The sequence below is a fragment of the Massilia aerilata genome, assembly GCF_042656905.1.
GTDB lineage: Bacteria > Pseudomonadota > Gammaproteobacteria > Burkholderiales > Burkholderiaceae_D > Telluria > Telluria aerilata.
In genome coordinates this window covers 172344-191571 of record NZ_JBHSMZ010000015.1, presented here as the reverse complement: position 1 = coordinate 191571, position 19228 = coordinate 172344, and the positions used below count along the sequence as shown (strand labels likewise).

Here is a 19228-nt window from a genome sequence, read left to right as displayed (position 1 = left end):
ACTTTTTTGGAGAACACCACCATGATGAAAAACCAGCTCGCAGGCATGATGAAGCAGGTCCAGTCCATGCAGGACAACATGAAGAAGGCGCAGGACCAGCTGGCGCTGATCGAAGTCGAAGGCCAGTCGGGCGCCGGCCTGGTGAAGGTGGTCATGACCTGCAAGAACGACGTCAAGCGCGTCGCGATCGATCCCTCGCTGCTGGGCGACGACCGCGACATGCTGGAAGACCTGGTGGCCGCCGCATTCAACGACGCGGTGCGCAAGGCCGAAGCCACGACCCAGGAAAAAATGAGCGGCCTGACCGCCGGCCTGCCGATCCCGCCAGGCTTCAAGATGCCGTTCTGATGTTCATCGTTGCCCTGACCTACACGGCGCCGCTGGCGCGCATCGACGGCTACCTGGCGGCGCACCGCGCCTTCCTGGCCGAGCAGTATGCGCGCGGGCTGTTCCTGATGTCGGGGCGCAAGGAGCCGCGCGACGGCGGCATCATCATCGCCCATGCCGCCAGCCGCGCCGAGCTCGACGCCGTGCTGCGCGACGATCCTTTCCACCATGCCGGCGTGGCAAGCTACGAGATCACCGAATTCGTGCCCACCATGACGGCCGAGGCGCTGGCCGCCTTCCGCGCCGGGTAAGGCGCTTCACCGGGAACCGGGATCCATTATGTCCAAATCGCTCGACTTCCTCACCGAGGCCTTGCGCCGCCTGCCGGGCGTCGGACCGAAGTCGGCGCAGCGCATGGCCTTCCACCTGCTGCAGCACGACCGCGAAGGCGCGTCCATGCTGTCGCGCGCCCTCTACCAGGCGGTCGAGGCGGTGCACCACTGCGCCATGTGCAATACCTTCTCGGAACTCGAGATCTGCGAGCTGTGCGCGGACCCCGAGCGCGACCATGCGCTGCTGTGCGTGGTCGAGACCCCCGCCGACCAGCTGATGATCGAGCAGACCCTGACTTGGAAGGGCCTGTACTTCGTGCTGATGGGCCGGCTGTCGCCGCTGGACGGCATCGGCCCGCGCGACCTGCACCTCGAAAAGCTGGTCAACCGCGCCGCCGATGGCGTCGTCAGCGAGGTCGTGCTGGCCACCAATTTCACCAACGAGGGCGAGGCCACCGCCCATTACATCAGCGAAATGCTGAAGGCGCGCGGGCTGAAGGTCAGCCGCCTGGCGCGCGGGGTTCCGGTCGGCGGGGAACTCGAATACGTGGACGCGGGCACGATTGCGCGCGCCATGCTCGACAGGCGCAGTGCATAATGATCTTCCCAAAAGGGAATCTCTTGCGGTAGCGGTTCACGGTTGACGGTACGCAAACTGCATGCCGGGTCCGCTGATATCGTGGGCCTCCTGACCGCAGTTTGACAGGAATCGAGCATGCACCTTGTCGACATCACGATGTTTTACGCGGCCGAAGGCGGTGGCGTCAGCACCTACCTGAATGCCAAGGCGCAATGGCTGGCACGCCGCAGCCAGGTTCAACACACCATTCTCAGCTCCAACGTCGAGACCTGCGACGACGCCGTACCGGCGCTGGTGCGCATTCCCGCCGCCAACCTGCCGGGCTTCCACGGCTTCCGCATGCCGCTCTCGGTGTCGGGTCCGGCGCGCCTGCTGGAAGCCGCTGGCCCCGACCTGGTCGAGGCGGGCGACGCCGGCCACTGTGCCTGGGCCGCGCTGCGCATGCGCAAGCGCTACGACATTCCCGCCGTCGCCTTCTACCATTCGGATTTGCCGCGCCTGGTGCGGCCGCGACTGGGCCGCTGGATCGCGCGCGGCACCTGCCGCTACCTGGTCAACCTGTACCGCCAGTTCGACCTGGTGATGGCGCCCAGCCGCGTGATGGTCGAGCAGCTCGAGGAGATCGGCGTGCGCGGCGCGGTGCACCAGCCGCTCGGCATCGACGCCAGCGTATTCCATCCCGACCGCCGCGACGATTCCCTGCGCGCGCAGCTCGGCCTCGATCCCGGCACCCGCCTGCTGGTCTACGCCGGCCGCTTCACGCCGGAGAAGAAGCTGCACGTGCTGGTCGAGGCGGTGCGCAAGCTGGGCGCGCGCTACCACCTGGTGCTGGTGGGCGGCGGCGGCGTGCTGCCGCTGGCGGACAACATGACCATCATCCCGTACAAGCGCGACCAGCGCCAGCTCGCGCGCCTGCTGGCCAGCTGCGACATGCTGGTCCACCCCGGCGACTGCGAGACCTTCGGCCTGATCGTACTGGAAGCCATGGCCTGCGGCCTGCCCATCGTCGGCACCCGGCGCGGCGGCGTGGCCGAACTGGTCGATCGCGAGACCGGCATCCTGGCCGAGCCGGACAACGCCGACAGCCTGGCCGGCGCCATCGAAGCCATCTATTACCGCGACATGGCGCGCATGGGCCAGGCCGCGCGCCGCAAGGCGGCCGGGCGCTACGACTGGAACGAGATCCTGCCCCAGGTGCTGGGCCGCTACGACAGCCTGCTGGGCGGCTACCGGCCCATCCCGCGCGCGCCGGAGGGCATCTGTGTCACCGACTGACGCCACTGACGCCGCCGGCGCCGGGGCGCGGATGGTGTGCGTGTCGATCCACGACGTGGCGCCGGCCACCTGGGCGGACTGCCAGCGCCTGGTGCAGGCGATCCGCGCCGTGGCCGACATCCCGCTGACCTGGCTGGTGGTGCCGCACTACCACTTCCGGCCCGAGCGCTCGGCGGCGATGGAAGCGGGGCTGGATGCGGCGCTGGCGCGCGGCGACGAACTGGCGCTGCACGGCTACAGCCACCTCGACACCGAGGCCGACAAAGGCGGCCTGCGCGCGCGCTTCCTGCGCAATGTGTACACGCGGCGCGAAGGCGAGTTCGCGGCCCTGAGCCTGGAGGAGGCGCGGCGCCGGCTGGGGCTGGGACTCGGCTGGTTTGCCGAACGCGGCTGGACGCCGGCCGGCTTCGTGCCGCCGGCCTGGCTGCTGGGCGAGGGCGCCTGGCAGGCGCTGCGCGAAGCCCCTTTCGCCTACACGACCACCTTCAGCCACTTCCACTGCCTGCGCGATGGGCCGACGATCAAATCGCCGTCGATGGTCTACGCGGCGCGCAACCGCAGCGGCCGCTGGCTGTCGCCGAAAGTCGCCGACGCCACCGCGGCGATGCTCGCGGACTCGCCCCTGGTCCGTTTCAGCCTGCATCCGCCGGACGCGCGCTATCCCGAGCTGATGCGCCATACCCAGCGCGTGCTGGAAAAGCTGCTGGCGCGGCGCAGCGCCGTCACCAAGGCCGAGTGCGCACGGCGCCTGGCCGGCGCCGAAAGCGTCACCAGCGGCGGCCCCAGTAGCCTCCACCTCCCCAGTAACCCGGACCCCAGCCCGGACCCGGTCCGTAACGCTGCATCTCGTCCTTGGTGCTGAGGCTCAGGATGCAGCTGCGCCAGGGGTCGGAATCGAGCGCATAGCCCAGCCGCGCGCAGGCAGGGCCGTAGATTTGCATGAGGTTCGCCATCTCGGCCTGCTTTTGCGCTGCGCGTTCCTGCGGCGTGCTGCAGGCTGCCGTGGCGAGGGCCAGGCAGAGCAGGGCGCCGGCAGCGGCGGGCGATGGTGTTCGAAGTGTGGGGAAGGACATGATTGCCTCCGTGTAGACGGCGCCATGCGCCATGCGTCGAGCATAGCGCAGGCGGGCCGGACGTGCACGGATTCGCGCAATCGGACGCGTGCGCCCGGGCGCAGGCGGACGCGCAAGACTCGCTGAGCAAGAGGATTTCTGGCAAGATCGCCGTTTTCCACAGGGGAGACGAAGATGGCGCGACGGGCTTGGCTGATCTGGGGGCGGCGCACTCTGCTGCTGCTTGCCGCGTTGCTGGTGCTGGCGCTGCTGGGCGTGTGGCTGTTCCTGCGCGCCAGCCTGGCCCAGCTGGACGGCAAGGTGACATCGCCGCTCTTGTCGAGTGCCGTCACCGTCACGCGCGACGCCAGCGGCGTGCCCACCATCAGCGGCGCCAGGCGCCTCGACCTGGCCTATGCGACCGGCTATGTGCATGGCCAGGAACGCTTTTTCCAGATGGACCTGCTGCGCCGCAGCGCCGCCGGCGAGCTGGCCGAGCTGTTCGGACCCAAGGCCCTGCCGCTCGACCGCGCGCATCGCCTGCACCGCTTCCGCGCCCGCGCCGCAGATATCCTGGCGCACATGACGCTTGACCAGCGCCAGTTCGTCGAGCGCTACGCCGCCGGCGTCAACGACGGCGTGAACGCGCTGGGCGCACGGCCTTTCGAATACGCGCTGACCGGCGCGCCGCCGCGGCCCTGGACCGCGGCCGATTCCTTGCTGGTGGTGTGGGCCATGTACTTCGACCTGCAAGGCAACCAGGAGCCGCGCGAGCTGGCGCGCGGCTGGCTGGCGCGCCACACGACGGCCGAGCAGCGCGCCTTCCTGATGCCGGAGGCGAGCAGCTGGGACGCGCCGCTGGACGCCCCCGGCCTGGCCGCGGCGCCGGCGCCGGTGCCGGCCACGGCGCCCGGCTGGTGGGGCCGCAAGGATGCGCTGCCCCCGACCCAGGTCGCCGGCATCGGCTTTACCGATGCCGTCGGCAGTAACAATTATGCGGTGGCCGGCACGCGCACCGCCAGTGGCGCGGCGATCGTCTCGGACGACATGCACCTGGGCCTGCAACTGCCGAACATCTGGTACCGGCTGGCGCTGCGCTTCCCGGATGCGGCAGGCGCCCAGCGGCGCGTGGTGGGCGTCAGCCTGCCGGGCGCGCCACCGCTGGTCATCGTCGGCAGCAACGGCCACGTGGCCTGGTCCTTCACCAACAGCTACGCCGATACGCTCGACCTGGTGCGCCTGGATACCGATGCGTCGCGCGCCGGCCAGGTGCGCACGCCCGCCGGCTGGGAGACCCCGGCCGAGCATCTTGAAACCATCCTGGTGAAAGGCCAGCCGGCCGAGCGCCTGGTGGTGCGCGAGACCAGCCTCGGTCCGATCCGCGAGGCCGGCGGCGCACTGTATGCCGTCCACTGGGTCGCGCATTCGCCGCAGGCGCTGAACCTCGAGCACCTGAAGCTGGAGACCGCCACGACGCTGGACGAAGCCCTCGCCGCGGCGGCTGCCGACGGCATCCCGGCGCAGAACATCCTGGCCGGCGACGACCGCGGCAACATCGGCTGGACCGTCGCCGGCGCGCTGCCGCAGCGCGGCGATGCCGCCCGCGGCCTGGCCGTGTCCTTCCCCCTCGACGCGGACGGCGCCGTGCCGAGCTGGCAGGCGCTGCTGGCGCCGGGCGAACATCCGCGGGTGGTGAATCCGGCCGGCGGCCAGCTGGTCACCGCCAACAGCCGCCAGCTGGCCGGCGCGGAGGCGCAGCTGCTCGGCGACGGCGGCTTCGACCTCGGCGCCCGTGCGCGCCAGCTGGGCGAAGGCGTGCGCAAGCTGGGCGACAAGACCGATGTACCGGCCGCCTTCCGCGCCGCCCTCGACGACCGCGCGCTCTACGTGGAAGGCTGGCGCGAACGCGCGCTGGCGGCGCTGGACGAGCGCGGCGTGGCCGGCCACCCGGCGCGCGCCGAGTTCCGGCGGCTTTTAAAGGAGAGCTGGGATGGCCATGCCAGCACCGCATCAAGCGGCTACCGCCTGGCGCAGCAGTTCCGCTGGTCGCTGTACGAGCTGGTGTTCGCCGGCGCGAATGCGGAGATCGAGAAGCTCGATCCCAAGGCCAGCGTGCTGGGCGCCACCTCGCGCTGGGGCGCGGTGCTGGCGCGCCTGCTCGACGAGCGCCCGGCCGCCTGGCTGCCGCCGGGCTACGCCAGCTGGCAGGACCTGCAGTTGGCGGCCATCGACCGCACCATTCTCGATGTCACGAAGGACGGCTCGCCGCTGGCCCAGGCCACCTGGGGCAAGCGCAACACGGCGGCGATCGCGCATCCGATCAGCATGGCGCTGCCTTTCCTGAAACGCTGGCTGAGCGCGCCGCCGGATCAACTGCCCGGCGACGCCAACATGCCGCGCGTGGCGGGGCCGAAGTTCGGGCAGTCGGAGCGGCTGACGGTGTCGCCGGGACGGGAGGAGGAGGGGCTGTTCGACATGCCCGGGGGGCAGAGCGGGCATCCGCTGTCGCCGTGGTTCCTGCGGGGGCATGAGGATTGGGTGAAAGGGAGGCCGACGCCTTTGCTGCCGGGGCCAACCGAGCATACGCTGGTGTTTTCCAGGTAGGGTGGGCACGGGGTGCCCACCCTGCGCTATTTCTCCGCCACCGGCACCCAGAGCGACTGCAGCATCCCGGTCACCGACTCCGCCGGCGACGGCCGCCCAAGGTAAAAGCCCTGCACCAGGTCGCAGCCGTACTGCTCGAGCAGCACCAGCTGCTCGCCGGTCTCCACCCCCTCGGCCACCACCACCATCTTGAGCCCGTGCGCCATCGCGATGATGGCGCGCGTGATGGCGGCGTTCTCGGAATCCTGCGGCAGGCCGCTGATGAAGCTGCGGTCGATCTTCAGGGCCCGCACGTCGAAGCGCTTCAGGTAGTTCATCGACGAGTAGCCGGTGCCGAAGTCGTCGATCGACAGGTAGACGCCGATGCCGCGCAGCTGCTCCAGCGTGGCCAGGGTCGCCTTGGCGTCGTCCATCAAGGTGCCTTCGGTCAGCTCGAGCTCCAGCAGGCGCGGGTCCAGCCCCGTGTCGTGCAGGGCCGAGAGCACGATCTGGCTCAGGTTCTCGTCCTTGAACTGCTTGGCCGACAGGTTGACCGCCATGCGCACCGGGCGCCGGGTCAGCTTCTGCCAGGCGCGGGCCTGGCTGCAGGCGGTGCGCAGCACCCACTCGCCGATCGGCACGATCAGCCCGGTCTCCTCGGCCAGCGGGATGAATTCGGTGGGCGAGATGATGCCGCGTTCGGCGTGACGCCAGCGCACCAGGGCCTCGACGCCGACGATCTCGGACGAGCGCACGTCCAGCTGCGGCTGGTACAGCAGGTAGAGTTCGTCGTTCTGCAATGCCTTGCGCAGGCCGACTTCGAGCTTCACGTGGCTCATGATCTGCATCGTCAGCGAGGACGAATACAGCTTGGCGTTGTTCTTGCCGCAGTTCTTGGCGTGGTACATCGCGGTGTCCGCGAACTTCAGCAGGGAGTTGCAATCGTCGCCGTCTTCCGGGAACAGCGAAATGCCGATCGAGGCGGTCACGAAGATCTCGTTGCCCTCGATGATGAAGGGACGCCGCATCGCATCCTTCACGCGATGGGCGACGTTGAGCGCATGCTCGACGCGGTCGAGGTCCGGGATCAGGATCGTGAACTCGTCGCCGCCCAGGCGCGCCAGGTTGCTGCCCTGGTCCGGGCGTGGATCAAAGCCTTCGCGGGTGAGCGAGTCGCCGCGCGACAGCAGGTCGCTGGGGCGGATGGTGTCGCGCAGGCGGTCCGAGACCTGCTGCAGCAGCTGGTCGCCGACGTTGTGGCCGAGGGTGTCGTTGATGCGCTTGAAGGCGTCCAGGTCCATGAACAGCACGGCGAACTTCTTGTTGCCGATCTTCGAGCGCTGCAGCTCGCGCTCCAGCATCTCCAGGAAGGCCTGGCGGTTGGGGATGCCGGTCAGGCTGTCGCAGTAGGCCAGGCGTCGGATCTGCTCTTCGGCGCGCTTGCGTTCGCTGATGTCGCGCACCAGGCCCAGCACCTCGGACGAACCGGTGGCGACCAGGCGCGCTTCGTAGTGCTGGACCTGGCCGAAGCGGATCAGCTCATATTCCACCGAGCGCACCTGCCGGATGCGCAGCGCGATCTCGACCTGCTCCAGCATGCGCTCGGCGATATCGCGCGGCAGCACCTCGCTCACATGCTTGCCCACGCATTCGTCGGCGGCGAAATCCTCGCCGCTTGCACTCTCGCGCCGGTTGCCGATATGGCGGCCGCCCGTATGTCCCGTCTCATAGTCGAGATAGACCCCGTTCTGGTCCATGCGGAAGAAGGTGTCGGGAATCGCCGCCAGCACCGCGCGGTTCTGGGCGTCGGCAATGCGCAGGCGCACGATGGCGTCGCTGGCGCGCAGCACGTAGAGCACTCGGTGGCCGAGGATGGGCCAGTTGATCGGCTTGGAGACGAAGTCGGTGGCGCCGGCCTCGTAGGCATTGGTGACGGCTTCGAGGTCGTCGCCGCCGGTCACCATCACGATCGGCACGGTGGCGCCGTTCTCGGAATCGCGGATCGCGCGGCAGGCGGCAAAGCCGTCCATGTGCGGCATCTCGACGTCCATCAGGATCAGGTCCGGCGCGCACTCGCGCGCGAGCTGCACCGCTTGCAGCCCGTCCTCGGCCTCGATGGCGTCCAGGTTGACGCCATCGAGCATCTCGACCATCAGCAAGCGCATCACCGGATCGTCGTCGGCGACCAGCACGACGCCGGGCCGGTTCGCGCGGTGTTTGGAGGAAGGGGCTGGCATGTCAGGTTTCCTTCTCAAGGAGGGCGGTGAGCGAGTCCCGGACGGCCTCGAACTCCTGTTCCATATTGGTCAGGAGCGAATCCGCCCCTTCGGTGGTGTCGGCGCGGCCGAGGTGCTCCATTTCCTTGCACAGGGCGGCGAGGGCCTCGGCGCCGACGTTGGCGCTGGCGGATTTCAGGGTGTGGGCGATGCGCCGCACGTCGTGGGTGGCCATGACGCCGATCGCGCGGCGCAGGGTGGAGAGCTGCTGCGGCGTGTCGTCCACGTAGGCGTTGATCACCTTCTGCACCAGGGCGTCGCCGCGTTCGCGCGACAGCATGCGGATCTTTTCCAGCGCCGCGCGGTTGATGACGTCGCGCTGGATCACCTCGACCGATTCGCGCGGCAGGCGCGGCGGCTCGTCGTCGTGGTGCACGGTGGCCGCCAGCGGCAGCGCCATCCAGCGCCCGATCACGGCGGCCAGGTCCTGCTGCGAGAAAGGCTTCGACAAATAGTCGTCCATGCCGGCGGCGAGACAGGCTTCGCGGTCGCCCTGCAGCGCGTTGGCGGTGATCGCGATGATGGGCAGCACCCGTCCGCGGCCGGCCTCGCGCTCCTCGCGGCGGATCGCGGCGGTGGCGGCAAAGCCGTCCATCACCGGCATCTGGCAATCCATCAGCACGCAGTCGTACTGGGCCGCATCGGCGCCGGCGCGCACCGCGTGCAGGGCCTCTTCGCCGTTGCGGGCGCAGTCGACGCGCAGGTCCAGGCTTTCCAGCATGGCGCGCGCGACCTCGATGTTGACCGGGTTGTCCTCGGCCAGCAGCACGCGGCGCGCACGCGGACGGCTGCCGTCCTGGTGCAGGGGATTCGGCGGCACGAAGCGCGGCGCCGGCGCCACCTGGCCGCGCGGGCGGGTCGCCAGGCAGGCGAACAGGTCGGCGGCGCGGGCCGGCTTGATCAGCTGGTAGGCCACGCCGGCCTCGCGGCGCTGGACCGGGTCGGCGGCCAGCTTTTCGGGACTCAGTAAAATCAGGCGCGTCGCCCTGGTGGCGGGCTCGCTCTTGATCGACGCCGCCAGCAGCAGGCCGCTGACCTGTTCCAGCTCCATGTCGAGCACCGCGGCATCGTAGGGGCGGCCTTCGCGCGCGGCGTCGTGCAGGCGCTCCAGGGCTTCGTCGGCGCATTCGGCGCCGTCGCATTCGACATGCCAGGCGGCGAGGTGGCGCTCCAGGCCGACGCGGCTGCTCTCGTTCTCGTCGATCACCAGCACGCGCAGGCCGTCGATGGTGTGCTGGTGGTCGCCCGGCGCGTCCGGATCGACGCGGCGCTTGTCGAAGGCCACCGTGAACCAGAACACCGAGCCTTGCGGGCGCGCGTTGTCGACGCCGATCGATCCGCCCATCAGTTCGACCAGCTGCTTCGAGATCGCCAGCCCGAGCCCGGTGCCGCCGAACTTGCGGGTGGTCGAGTCGTCGGCCTGGGAGAAGGCTTCGAAGATGCGGCCCCTGGCATCGCGCGAGATACCGATGCCGGTGTCGTGCACCTCGAAGCGCAGCATCACGGCCTGGTTGTCCTCGCTGGCGATGCGCACCCGCGCCAGGATCCGCCCCTCGTTGGTGAACTTGATCGCATTGCCCAGCAGGTTGGCCATGATCTGGCGCAGGCGGTTGGGGTCGCCGCAGATCGCCACCGGGATGTCGTTGGCGATATCGAAGTGCATGGCGATGTTCTTGGCTTCGGCCTGGGGCGTGTAGACGGTATGGATGTCGTCCAGCTGGTCCCACAGGTTGAAGTTGATGTACTCGACGGTGAGCTTGCCGGCCTCGATCTTCGAGAAATCGAGGATGTCGTTGATGATCACCAGCAGGTGCTCGCCCGACTGCTTGACCAGCTGGGTGTAGTTGCGCTGGGTCTCGCTCAATTCCGTCCCCAGCAGCATTTCCGCCATGCCCAGCACGCCGTTCATCGGGGTGCGGATCTCGTGGCTCATGGTGGCCAGGAAGGCGCTCTTGGCGCGGCTGGCCGCTTCGGCCGCGTTCTTGGCCTTTTCCAGCTGCTCGGTGCGCACCGAGACCTGGCGTTCGAGCTCGTCGCGGTGGTGGGTGAGGGCCTGGCCGCGGCCCTCGACCTGGGCCAGCATGTTGTTGAAGCTGTCGATCAGGGCGCCCAGCTCGTCGTCGCGCTGGTGGGCGATGCGCAGCGTGTAGTTCTGGCTGGCGGCGACCTTTTGCGCGGTGTTGATCAGCTTGGCGATCGGGTCGGCGATGCTGCGCCGTATGCGCCGCGCCAGGATCCAGGAGACCAGCATGCCGCTCGCCAGCGCCACCGCCATCGCGCCGATCGCGCGCGCCAGGCGCAGCCAGACCGGGCGCTGGTCGGCTTCGACCATCACCACGCCGGCAGGCTGGCCGCTGGCGTCCGGCGCCACCTGGCGGTAGACGCGCATGCTGGGCAGCCAGGGACGGCTGGCGGCCAGGGTCGCTTCGTCCAGCGCGCTCTGGCCCAGCTCGGGCAGGGAGTCCAGGTGGACGCTCTCGCTGCCTTCCGCACGCCAGCTTGCGAAGGGACGGCCCTTGCGGTCGTACAGCACGGCCGACTGCAGCGCCGGCCTTTCCTGGGCGGCCGACAGGATCTGGGCCGCCAGCTTGCGGTCGTTGAACTGCAGCGCATCCTGGCTGCTGCGGGCCAGCACCTGGGCCAGCGCGCTCAGGCCCGCCGTCTCGTTGCGGCGATGCTCCGACACGGTGGCCAGCGCGAACGCGGCGAACGCAATCAGCAATGCGCTCGCGGCCGACAGCAGGCACATGGTCGTCAGTTTATGGCTGAGGCTGGAACGCTCGAATGTCGGCATAGTCCGCAAATCCATAGGGAAAGAGCTTTCCCGCAAGAAGGGACTATAGGGGAGCGTTTGTTCCCCGCATTTGTGGTGCATCAAAGTACAAAGGGACGCACATTGGCGTCCCTTTGTTGGCTATGCGTTACGGATTCATCTCAGCAGCATCCACCGCGTTTGCCGTTGCCGTAGCGTGCCTGCTGGCGCTCGCGGAAGAACTCCTCGTAACTCATGATGGGTTGATCCGGATGGGTCTTTTCCATGTGCGCCACATAGGTGTCGTATTCCGGCAGGCCGACCATCAGGCGCATGCTTTGCCCGAGGTATTTGCCTGCCTGTGCGAGCGTGCTGAACATGCTATGCCTCGACCGCCGGCTCGGCCGGCACATACTCGGTTTCCTTGGCGCTCGGACGAGCCTGCTTGTTCGCCTGCATGGCGGTGCGGATGCCGAACAGCAGCACGGCGACCACCACGAACATGAAGAAGCCGCACAGGGTGGCGTCGACGTAGTCGTTGAAGATCACGCGGCCCATCTGGTCCAGGCTCTTGGCCGGCGCCAGCACCTGGCCCTGGTCGAGGGCGGCCTGGAACTTGTTCGCGTGGGCCAGGAAGCCGACCTTGACGTTTGGATCGAAGATCTTCTGCCAGCCGGCGGTCAGGGTGCAGATCAGCAGCCAGATGGTCGGCACGATGGTGACCCAGGCGTACTGGCCGCGCTTCATCTTGAACAGCACGACCGTGCCCAGGGTCAGCGCGATACCCGCCAGCATCTGGTTGGCGATGCCGAACAGCGGCCACAGGGTGTTGATGCCGCCCAGCGGATCGACCACGCCCTGGTACAGGAAATAGCCCCAGGCCGCCACGCACAGGCCGGTGGCGATCAGGTTGGCCGGCAGCGACTCGGTGCGCTTGAACGAGGGCATGAAGGCGCCCAGCAGGTCCTGCAGCATGAAGCGGCCGGCGCGGGTGCCCGCGTCCACCGCGGTCAGGATGAACAGGGCCTCGAACAGGATCGCGAAGTGGTACCAGAAGGCCATCATCGCCTTGCCGCCGATGACGTTGGACAGGATGTGGGCCATGCCGACCGCCAGGGTCGGGGCGCCGCCGGCGCGCGAGATGATGGTGTTCTCGCCGACGTCCTTGGCCATCTGGGTGAGCGTTTCAGGCGTGATCACGAAGCCGAGGTTGGACACCGCGGTGGCTGCGGTCTGGGCGGTGGTGCCGACCAGCGCGGCCGGGCTGTTCATCGCAAAGTAGACGCCCGGATCGATGGTCGACGCGGCCACCAGCGCCATGATGGCGACAAACGACTCCATCAGCATGCCGCCGTAGCCGATGAAGCGGGCGTGGGATTCGTTCTCGATCATCTTGGGCGTGGTGCCCGAGGAGATGAGCGCGTGGAAGCCGGAGACGGCGCCACAGGCGATGGTGATGAAGAGGAAGGGGAACAGCTTGCCGGACCAGGCCGGGCCGGAGCCGTCGATGAAGCGGGTCAGCGCCGGCATCTGCAGCATCGGCGCGACGAACACGATGCCCAGCGCCAGGGCGACGATGGTGCCGATCTTCAAGAAGGTGGACAGGTAGTCGCGCGGGGCCAGCAGCAGCCACACGGGAATCACGGACGCGACGAAGCCGTAGCCGATCAGCATCCAGGTCAGCTGCACGCCGGTGAAGGTGAACATCGGGGCCAGGGTCGGCGAATCGTGGACCCACTGGCCGCCGATGATCGCCAGCATCAGCAGCACGAAGCCGATCAGCGAGACTTCGCCGATGCGGCCGACGCGGATGAAGCGCGAGTAGACGCCCATGAACAGGGCGATCGGGATGGTGGCCATCACGGTGAAGGAACCCCACGGCGAGCCGGTGAGGGCCTTCACGACGATCAGCGCCAGCACGGCCAGGATGATCACCATGATCATGAAGGTGCCGAACAGGGCGATGACGCCGGGAATCTCGCCCATCTCGGACTTGATCAGGTCGCCCAGCGAACGGCCGTCGCGGCGCATCGACATGAACAGCACCATGAAGTCCTGGACCGCGCCGGCCAGCACCACGCCGGACAGGATCCACAGCATGCCGGGCAGGTAGCCCATCTGGGCCGCCAGGACCGGGCCGACCAGCGGGCCGGCGCCGGCGATCGCGGCGAAGTGGTGGCCGAACAGCACGTAGCGGTTGGTCGGCACGAAGTCGAGGCCGTCGTTGAATTTGTAGGCCGGGGTCTGGCGGCGGGGGTCCAGGCCCATCACCTTGTCGGAAATATAAAGGCTGTAGAAGCGGTAGGCGATCAGGTAGACGCACACGGCGGCGACCACCACCCAGACCGCATTGATGGATTCGCCGCGGTTCAACGCGACATAGGCGAGCGAAATGGCGCCCGCCAGCGAAAGCGCGGCCCAACCGAGCCGGCTCGTAAGACGATTCATGATGATGACTCCTCCAAGTGATTGCTTATTCTGTAAATGCTTTTTATTGCCTACATTACTGACAAGCTATCGGTGAGTATCTTGCACCGCCTTGCTGACAACAAGCGCATGATTACGCAGGCGCCTCCGTAGCATTACGTAGGGCCGGCCGCGTGATCAGGCGTACAATTTCATGTTACGACGAAATCCATGCGCACGGAATGAAGTTACGGCAGAAGTTCATCTTTCTTGCGATCGCGCCCCTGATCCTGGCCCTGTGCGCGATCGCCCTGTTCATCCGCCAGCAGGCCGTGACCCTGGCCCAGCAGCAGCGCGCCACCATCCAGCAGGCTTACCTGGCCACCAAGCAGGCCGAGCTCGAGCATTACGTCGAGCTGGCCTCGCACGCCATCGCGCATCTGACCGCCTCCGGGCGCAAGGACCCGGCCACGCTGGAGGAAGCCAAGCGCGTGCTGGCCTCGCTCAGCTTCGGCAACGACGGCTATTTCTTCGTCTACGACCTGAACGGCCGCAACCTGATGCACCCGCGCCAGCCCGAGCTGGTCGGGCGCGACCTGTGGAACCTGCACGACCAGTTCGGCGCGCCGACCATCCAGAACCTGATCGCCGTGGCCAGGAAGGGCGGGGGACTGGTGCGCTACAACTGGGCCAAGCCCTCGAGCGGCGTGGCCGCGCCCAAGCTGGGCTATGTGGTGCCGATCGCCGACTGGGGCTGGATGATGGGCAGCGGCTTGTACCTGGACGACGTCGACGCCGCCCTGGCCAAGGTCGATGTCCAGCAGTCGAAGAATATCGAGACCACGATGTGGTGGATCGCCGGCCTGGCCATCCTGGCGGCGCTGGCGATCGGCGCTTCCGGGCTGGCGCTGAACGTGAGCGAATCGCGGGTCGCCGACGCCAAGCTGAAGGTGCTGGCCCAGCGCGTGGTCGACTCGCAGGAGACGGAACGCGCGCGCCTGTCGCGCGACCTGCACGACGGCATCAGCCAGTGGCTGGTGTCGATCAAGCTGCAGATCGAGGCCGGCGTGATCCGCCTGGCCGGCAACGCCGAACAGCAACAGCAGGCGCGCGCCAGCTTCGAGCGCACCGCGGAGGAGCTCAACAAGGTGCTGGGCGAAGTGCGGCGCATCTCGCACGACCTGCGCCCGACCCTGCTCGACGACATGGGCCTGGGCGCCGCCCTGGAACACCTGGCCGAGGAATTCAGCCAGCACAGCGGCATGCCGGTGTCGTTCACGGCGGCCGGCCGGGTCGAGAAGCTGCCGCAGGTGGTGGGCACGGTGCTATTCCGCATCGCCCAGGAAGCGCTGACGAATATCGAGCGGCATGCGCATGCATCGACGATCTCGCTGTCGCTGGAACGGCGGCGCCAGGAACTGACGCTGGCGGTGGCCGACGACGGCGCCGGCTTCGACACGGAAGACGTCGCCGTGCACCCGCAGCGCGGCATCGGCCTGCGCAACATGATGGAGCGGCTCGACGCGATCGGCGGCGCGCTCCGGATCGCATCATCGAACACGGGCACCACGGTGCGCGCGACCGTCGACCTAAGCCACTGGAACCACGATGACTGAACTCTCCGACAAGCCCGTCCATATCATGCTGGTGGACGACCACCCCCTGGTGCGCGACGGCCTGCGCGCGCGCCTGGAAGCGGTGCCGCACTTCCGCGTGGCGGCCGAAGCCGGCTCCGGCGCCGAGGCCCTCGCGATGGTCGCCGGCGCCCGGGTCGACCTGGTGCTGATGGACATCACCATGCGCGACGGCAGCGGCATCGAGACCACCGCGCAGCTGGGCCGCAGCCACCCGGAAGTCGCCGTGCTGATCCTGTCCATGCACGACAAGCTCGAATACGTGAGCCAGGCGATGCAGGCCGGCGCGCGCGGCTACGTGCTGAAGGATGCGCCGGGTAGGGACATCGTGCTGGCGATCGACACCGTGATGGCCGGCGGCATCTACTACAGCGCCCCGGTGGCGCGCCAGCTTGCCCGCCCGGCGATGCCGGACAACCAGTTGACCACGCGCGAACAGGAAGTCCTGCGGCATATCGCCAACGGCGAATCGAACAAGCAGATCGCCCGCGCGCTCGACCTGTCGGTGCGCACCGTCGAGACCCACCGCCTGAACATCAAGCGCAAACTGGGCATCGAAGGGCAGGCTGAGCTCATCAAATTCGCGGTCCAGCACGCATTGTAAATATTCTCGGATAAAGTGTATCCATGTGGAAACATTTGAGTTGCTTTCCGATAATGCCTGCACTAATATTGATGAATTGACCAATCATGCATAAACATCAATAGCTAATGCCTGCTGTCCCATTCCCGTTGGTTGACATCCGTTCCGTGGCCAACGCGCAGAACGAATGGGTCGCGCTGCTGTTGCGCGCGGCCGAGGGCAGCTTCGACGACGCCACCCTGCAGGCCATGTTCGGCGCGCCCGACCTGCTGGCCGCCGTCGCGCCCCTGGATTGCATCCTGCTGCTGGACTCGCCGGCGCTGCTGACGCCTCCCGTCTTGAAACTGCTGCCGCCGAACCGCGTGGTGCTGGCGGTCGACGCCCGCTCGCTGGCGGAGGAGGGCGTGGCGAAACGCCTGGCCGGCCTGCAGCTGGACGGCTACCGCGTGCTGCTGGACGGCCCGCTGCCCGAGGGGACGGCGCCGCCGCTGGCGCTGCGCAGCGTGTCGCGTCTGGTGGGCGGCGATGCCTTCCCGCCGCCGCCGGCCTCGCTGCCGGCCCTGTTCGGGCCGCACCTGGCGCGCGGCGTCGACACGCTGGCATCCCTGCGCGCCTGCGCGAACGCGGGCTTCAGCTGGTTCTCGGGCGGCTATGCGCTCGACGAGGCCGAAGCCGATGCCGAAGACCCGCAGCAGCACGACGACGGCACCACGCGCCGGCGCCTGATGACCATGCTGGCGCTGCTCTCGCGCGACGCCGATTCGCACGAACTCGAAACCCAGCTGAAGCAGGACCCGGCGCTGTCCTACCACCTGCTCAAGCTGGTCAACTCGGCCGCGTTTTCGAGCGGCCTGCAGATCACCAGCTTCGGCCAGGCCATCAGCCGCATCGGCCGGCGCCAGCTGCAGCGCTGGCTGCAACTGCTGCTGTATGCGCGCCACGACCCGGACGGCCCGCCCAACCTGCTGCTGCCGGTCGCCGCGCGCCGCGGCGCGGTGCTGGAAGAACTCTGCAAGCGCGACGGCGGCGACCGCGACGAACAGGACCTGGCCTTCATGACGGGCGTGTTCTCGTTGCTCGACCGCCTGTTCCGGACCCCGATGGCCGCGCTGCTGCGCGACCTGAACCTGCCGCCGGACGTCGAAGCGGCCCTGCTGGCGCGCGAAGGCCGCCTCGGCCAGCGCCTGCGCCTGTGCGAGATCTCCCGCCCGGCGCGCGCGGTGCTGGACGGCGCCGGCGTCGACAGCCTGTCCTGGTGGCAGGCCCAGCTCCGTGCCTATCACTGGGCGATACAGGTGGCGCGCAATGTCTAAGCTGCCGCCCGCGCCGCCAGTGCCGCCATTTGACATCGCCGCCAGCAGCGCTGCGCTTTGCCAGGCGGTACTCGGCCTGCGCGGCGACGCGCTGCACGCGGAACTGGGACGCGTCGCCGGCGAACTGCTGGCTTGTTCCTTGGCGGTGTTCGTGGCCGGTTGCAGCGATGCGGGCGATGGTGTGCTGGCTTCGCAGGTCATGTTGAATGGCGATGTGCTCGGCCACTACCAGCTCGGCGGCCGCACTTTCGGCGACGCCGACCGGCGCCAGCTCGACGCCCTGGCGACCCTGACCGGCACCCTGCTGCAGATGCACGGCCTGGCCCAGCGCACCACCCACGCCTACGCCCAGGTCGAGGCCCAGCTGGCGCACCAGTCGCAGATCCTCGACCAGATTCACGAATCGGTGCTGACCACCGACCGCATGGGCTACATCACCAGCTGGAACCGCGGCGCCGAGCAGCTGTTCGGCTACACGGCGGTGGAAGCGGTGGGACGGCACGTCCTGTTCCTCTACGTCGACGACGGCGGCGAGGAGGGCGCCGACTTCCCGGACGCCTTCGCGGAGCAGGGCGGCCGCATGATGGAAGTCCGGCGCCGCAAGAAGTCCGGCGAAATCTTCTGGGCCAGCCTGTCGCTGTCGCCGCTGCGCGACCTCGAGGACAACCCGGTCGGCCTGATCGCCTACCTGACCGACATCACCGAGCGCAAGCTGGCCGAGGAACGCCTGCACCACCTGGCCTACTACCAGGAGCTGACCGGCCTGCCGAACCGCACCCTGTTCGCGCGCCTGGTCGACCAGGGCCTGATGTCCGCCCAGCGCAACGAGGGCACGGCCTGCGTGCTGTACATCGACCTGAACCGCTTCAAGCTGATCAACGGCACCCTCGGCCGCACCGTCGGCGACGAGCTACTGCGCCAGGTCGCCCAGCGCTTCCGCAAGACCCTGCGCGACGAAGACGTGGTCTCGCACCTGGCCGCCGACGAATTCGCGATCGGCTTGTTCGACGTGCGCCAGCACTTCGAAGCCACCACGGTGGCGCAGAAACTGCAGGCGGTCCTGGAGGCCCCCTTCCTGATCGGCGGCCACGACCTGCGCGTCGGCGCCAGCATCGGCATCAGCGTCTACCCGCAGGACGGCGCCGACGCCGAGACGCTGCTGCGCATGGCCGACATCGCGATGCAGCGTGCCAAGGAGCGCGTCGACAACCCGGACCACAACGTCGCCTTCTACCGCCTCGACATGAACGAGGGCATGCAGCAGCGCATGCAGATCGAAACCGGCCTGCGCCACGCGCTGGGCCACGGCGAACTGCTGCTGCACTACCAGCCCAAATTCGAGATCGGCAGCTCGCGCCTGGTGGGCGCCGAAGCCCTGGTGCGCTGGATGCACCCGCAGCGCGGCATGATCCCGCCCAGCGATTTCATTCCGCTGGCCGAGACCACCGGCCTGATCGTCCAGGTGGGCGAGTGGGTGCTGGAGCAGGCCTGCGCCCAGGCCGCGATCTGGCAGCGCGCCGGCCTGCCGCCGTTCCGGCTGGCGGTGAACGTGTCGGCGCGCGAGTTCACGTCTTCGCTGCCGGGACGGGTGGCGGATACCTTGAAGCGTTATCGCATCGATGCGTCCTGGCTGGAGCTGGAGATTACCGAGAGTACGCTGATGCATGATATCGATTACGTCATCGGGATCATGGATCACATCAGTGCGCTGGGCGTGGCGCTGTCGCTGGATGACTTCGGGACTGGGTACTCTTCGCTTTCGTACCTGAAGCGCTTCCCGATCGACACCTTGAAGATCGACCGGTCCTTCACTACCGGGATTCCTTCGGACGTCAGTGACTGTGCGATTGCCAGTACCATCATCAGCATGGGGCGCAAGCTGGGGCACCGGGTCATCGCCGAGGGTGTGGAGACGCTGGAGCAGATGGAGTTCCTGCGCCAGGCCGGGTGCGATGAGGTGCAGGGGTATTTGTATGGGAAGCCGATGGCGGCGTACGACTTCGAGAAGGCGCTCAGGGAGAACTGGCTGCTCGTCGCGTGAGGCGGTCGCGCCGTCGTCCCCTCGCACGTTATGCCGTCATCCTCGCGCACTCCACGCCGTCATTCCCGCGAAGG

15 protein-coding genes are annotated in these 19228 nt (G+C 68.2%); 10 read left to right on the top strand and 5 right to left on the bottom strand.

Features of this window, described 5'->3' with window-relative positions; all coding sequences use genetic code 11:
• Positions 1-21 precede the first annotated feature (21 nt).
• From ACFPO9_RS18555 to ACFPO9_RS18535, 5 genes are all read left to right on the top strand, one after another.
• Positions 22-348 carry a YbaB/EbfC family nucleoid-associated protein gene (locus tag ACFPO9_RS18555; RefSeq protein WP_230029477.1) on the top strand — a complete coding sequence of 109 codons (327 nt, stop codon included), beginning with the start codon at positions 22-24 and terminating at the stop codon, positions 346-348.
• On the top strand, positions 348-638 hold the full coding sequence (locus tag ACFPO9_RS18550) for a YciI family protein (protein WP_379773236.1): 291 nt from the start codon (positions 348-350) through the stop codon (positions 636-638). The genes ACFPO9_RS18555 and ACFPO9_RS18550 overlap by 1 nt, the downstream gene beginning before the upstream one ends.
• 28 nt (positions 639-666) lie before the next feature.
• Positions 667-1257: a recombination mediator RecR gene (gene recR, locus ACFPO9_RS18545; protein ID WP_379773234.1), complete on the top strand. Its 591-nt coding sequence runs from the start codon at positions 667-669 to the stop codon at positions 1255-1257.
• Between the two features lie 117 nt (positions 1258-1374).
• Positions 1375-2514: a glycosyltransferase gene (locus tag ACFPO9_RS18540; RefSeq protein ID WP_379773230.1), complete on the top strand. Its 1140-nt coding sequence runs from the start codon at positions 1375-1377 to the stop codon at positions 2512-2514.
• Positions 2501-3376 (top strand): DUF2334 domain-containing protein, encoded by an 876-nt coding sequence (locus tag ACFPO9_RS18535; protein ID WP_379773227.1) that lies wholly within the window; start codon positions 2501-2503, stop codon positions 3374-3376. Before ACFPO9_RS18540 ends, ACFPO9_RS18535 begins: the two co-directional genes overlap by 14 nt.
• On the opposite strand, the gene ACFPO9_RS18530 is transcribed toward ACFPO9_RS18535, so the two are convergent.
• Positions 3282-3587 (bottom strand): hypothetical protein, encoded by a 306-nt coding sequence (locus ACFPO9_RS18530; protein ID WP_379773225.1) that lies wholly within the window; start codon positions 3585-3587, stop codon positions 3282-3284. The genes ACFPO9_RS18535 and ACFPO9_RS18530 overlap by 95 nt on opposite strands.
• A 174-nt stretch (positions 3588-3761) precedes the next feature.
• Between ACFPO9_RS18530 and ACFPO9_RS18525 the strand changes: the two genes are divergently transcribed.
• Positions 3762-6170 (top strand): penicillin acylase family protein, encoded by a 2409-nt coding sequence (locus ACFPO9_RS18525; RefSeq protein WP_379773223.1) that lies wholly within the window; start codon positions 3762-3764, stop codon positions 6168-6170.
• A gap of 26 nt (positions 6171-6196) precedes the next feature.
• Here the strand turns inward: ACFPO9_RS18525 and ACFPO9_RS18520 are convergent, their stop codons facing one another.
• The 4 genes from ACFPO9_RS18520 to ACFPO9_RS18505 all read right to left on the bottom strand — a co-directional run bounded on the left by ACFPO9_RS18520 (position 6197) and on the right by ACFPO9_RS18505 (position 13625).
• Positions 6197-8386, bottom strand: a complete 2190-nt coding sequence (locus ACFPO9_RS18520; protein ID WP_379773220.1) for a putative bifunctional diguanylate cyclase/phosphodiesterase — start codon at positions 8384-8386, stop codon at positions 6197-6199.
• 1 nt (position 8387) lies between these two features.
• Positions 8388-11219 (bottom strand): response regulator, encoded by a 2832-nt coding sequence (locus ACFPO9_RS18515; protein WP_379773217.1) that lies wholly within the window; start codon positions 11217-11219, stop codon positions 8388-8390.
• 140 nt (positions 11220-11359) lie between these two features.
• Positions 11360-11557 carry a YbdD/YjiX family protein gene (locus ACFPO9_RS18510; RefSeq protein WP_230029486.1) on the bottom strand — a complete coding sequence of 66 codons (198 nt, stop codon included), beginning with the start codon at positions 11555-11557 and terminating at the stop codon, positions 11360-11362.
• Between the two features lies 1 nt (position 11558).
• Complete coding sequence (locus tag ACFPO9_RS18505; RefSeq protein WP_379773215.1) at positions 11559-13625, bottom strand: carbon starvation CstA family protein; 2067 nt, start codon at positions 13623-13625, stop codon at positions 11559-11561.
• A 200-nt stretch (positions 13626-13825) separates the two neighbouring features.
• On the opposite strand from ACFPO9_RS18505, the gene ACFPO9_RS18500 reads away from it, so the two are divergent.
• The 4 genes from ACFPO9_RS18500 to ACFPO9_RS18485 all read left to right on the top strand — a co-directional run bounded on the left by ACFPO9_RS18500 (position 13826) and on the right by ACFPO9_RS18485 (position 19154).
• Positions 13826-15199, top strand: a complete 1374-nt coding sequence (locus ACFPO9_RS18500) for a cache domain-containing protein (RefSeq protein WP_379773213.1) — start codon at positions 13826-13828, stop codon at positions 15197-15199.
• Positions 15192-15821, top strand: a complete 630-nt coding sequence (locus ACFPO9_RS18495) for a response regulator (protein ID WP_379773210.1) — start codon at positions 15192-15194, stop codon at positions 15819-15821. Before ACFPO9_RS18500 ends, ACFPO9_RS18495 begins: the two co-directional genes overlap by 8 nt.
• Positions 15822-15928: 107 nt before the next feature.
• Complete coding sequence (locus ACFPO9_RS18490) at positions 15929-17113, top strand: HDOD domain-containing protein (RefSeq protein WP_379773207.1); 1185 nt, start codon at positions 15929-15931, stop codon at positions 17111-17113.
• Positions 17106-19154, top strand: coding sequence for a putative bifunctional diguanylate cyclase/phosphodiesterase (locus ACFPO9_RS18485; RefSeq protein ID WP_379773204.1), 2049 nt, complete (start codon positions 17106-17108; stop codon positions 19152-19154). Before ACFPO9_RS18490 ends, ACFPO9_RS18485 begins: the two co-directional genes overlap by 8 nt.
• Positions 19155-19228 lie beyond the last annotated feature (74 nt).

Coding starts and splice junctions, on each gene's coding strand:
- ACFPO9_RS18555 (WP_230029477.1), top strand. CDS start 22: ATGATGAAAAACCAGCTCGCAGGCATGATGAAGCAGGTCCAGTCCATG.
- ACFPO9_RS18550 (WP_379773236.1), top strand. CDS start 348: ATGTTCATCGTTGCCCTGACCTACACGGCGCCGCTGGCGCGCATCGAC.
- recR (WP_379773234.1), top strand. CDS start 667: ATGTCCAAATCGCTCGACTTCCTCACCGAGGCCTTGCGCCGCCTGCCG.
- ACFPO9_RS18540 (WP_379773230.1), top strand. CDS start 1,375: ATGCACCTTGTCGACATCACGATGTTTTACGCGGCCGAAGGCGGTGGC.
- ACFPO9_RS18530 (WP_379773225.1), bottom strand. CDS start 3,587: ATGTCCTTCCCCACACTTCGAACACCATCGCCCGCCGCTGCCGGCGCC.
- ACFPO9_RS18525 (WP_379773223.1), top strand. CDS start 3,762: ATGGCGCGACGGGCTTGGCTGATCTGGGGGCGGCGCACTCTGCTGCTG.
- ACFPO9_RS18520 (WP_379773220.1), bottom strand. CDS start 8,386: ATGCCAGCCCCTTCCTCCAAACACCGCGCGAACCGGCCCGGCGTCGTG.
- ACFPO9_RS18515 (WP_379773217.1), bottom strand. CDS start 11,219: ATGCCGACATTCGAGCGTTCCAGCCTCAGCCATAAACTGACGACCATG.
- ACFPO9_RS18510 (WP_230029486.1), bottom strand. CDS start 11,557: ATGTTCAGCACGCTCGCACAGGCAGGCAAATACCTCGGGCAAAGCATG.
- ACFPO9_RS18505 (WP_379773215.1), bottom strand. CDS start 13,625: ATGAATCGTCTTACGAGCCGGCTCGGTTGGGCCGCGCTTTCGCTGGCG.
- ACFPO9_RS18500 (WP_379773213.1), top strand. CDS start 13,826: ATGAAGTTACGGCAGAAGTTCATCTTTCTTGCGATCGCGCCCCTGATC.
- ACFPO9_RS18495 (WP_379773210.1), top strand. CDS start 15,192: ATGACTGAACTCTCCGACAAGCCCGTCCATATCATGCTGGTGGACGAC.
- ACFPO9_RS18490 (WP_379773207.1), top strand. CDS start 15,929: ATGCCTGCTGTCCCATTCCCGTTGGTTGACATCCGTTCCGTGGCCAAC.
- ACFPO9_RS18485 (WP_379773204.1), top strand. CDS start 17,106: ATGTCTAAGCTGCCGCCCGCGCCGCCAGTGCCGCCATTTGACATCGCC.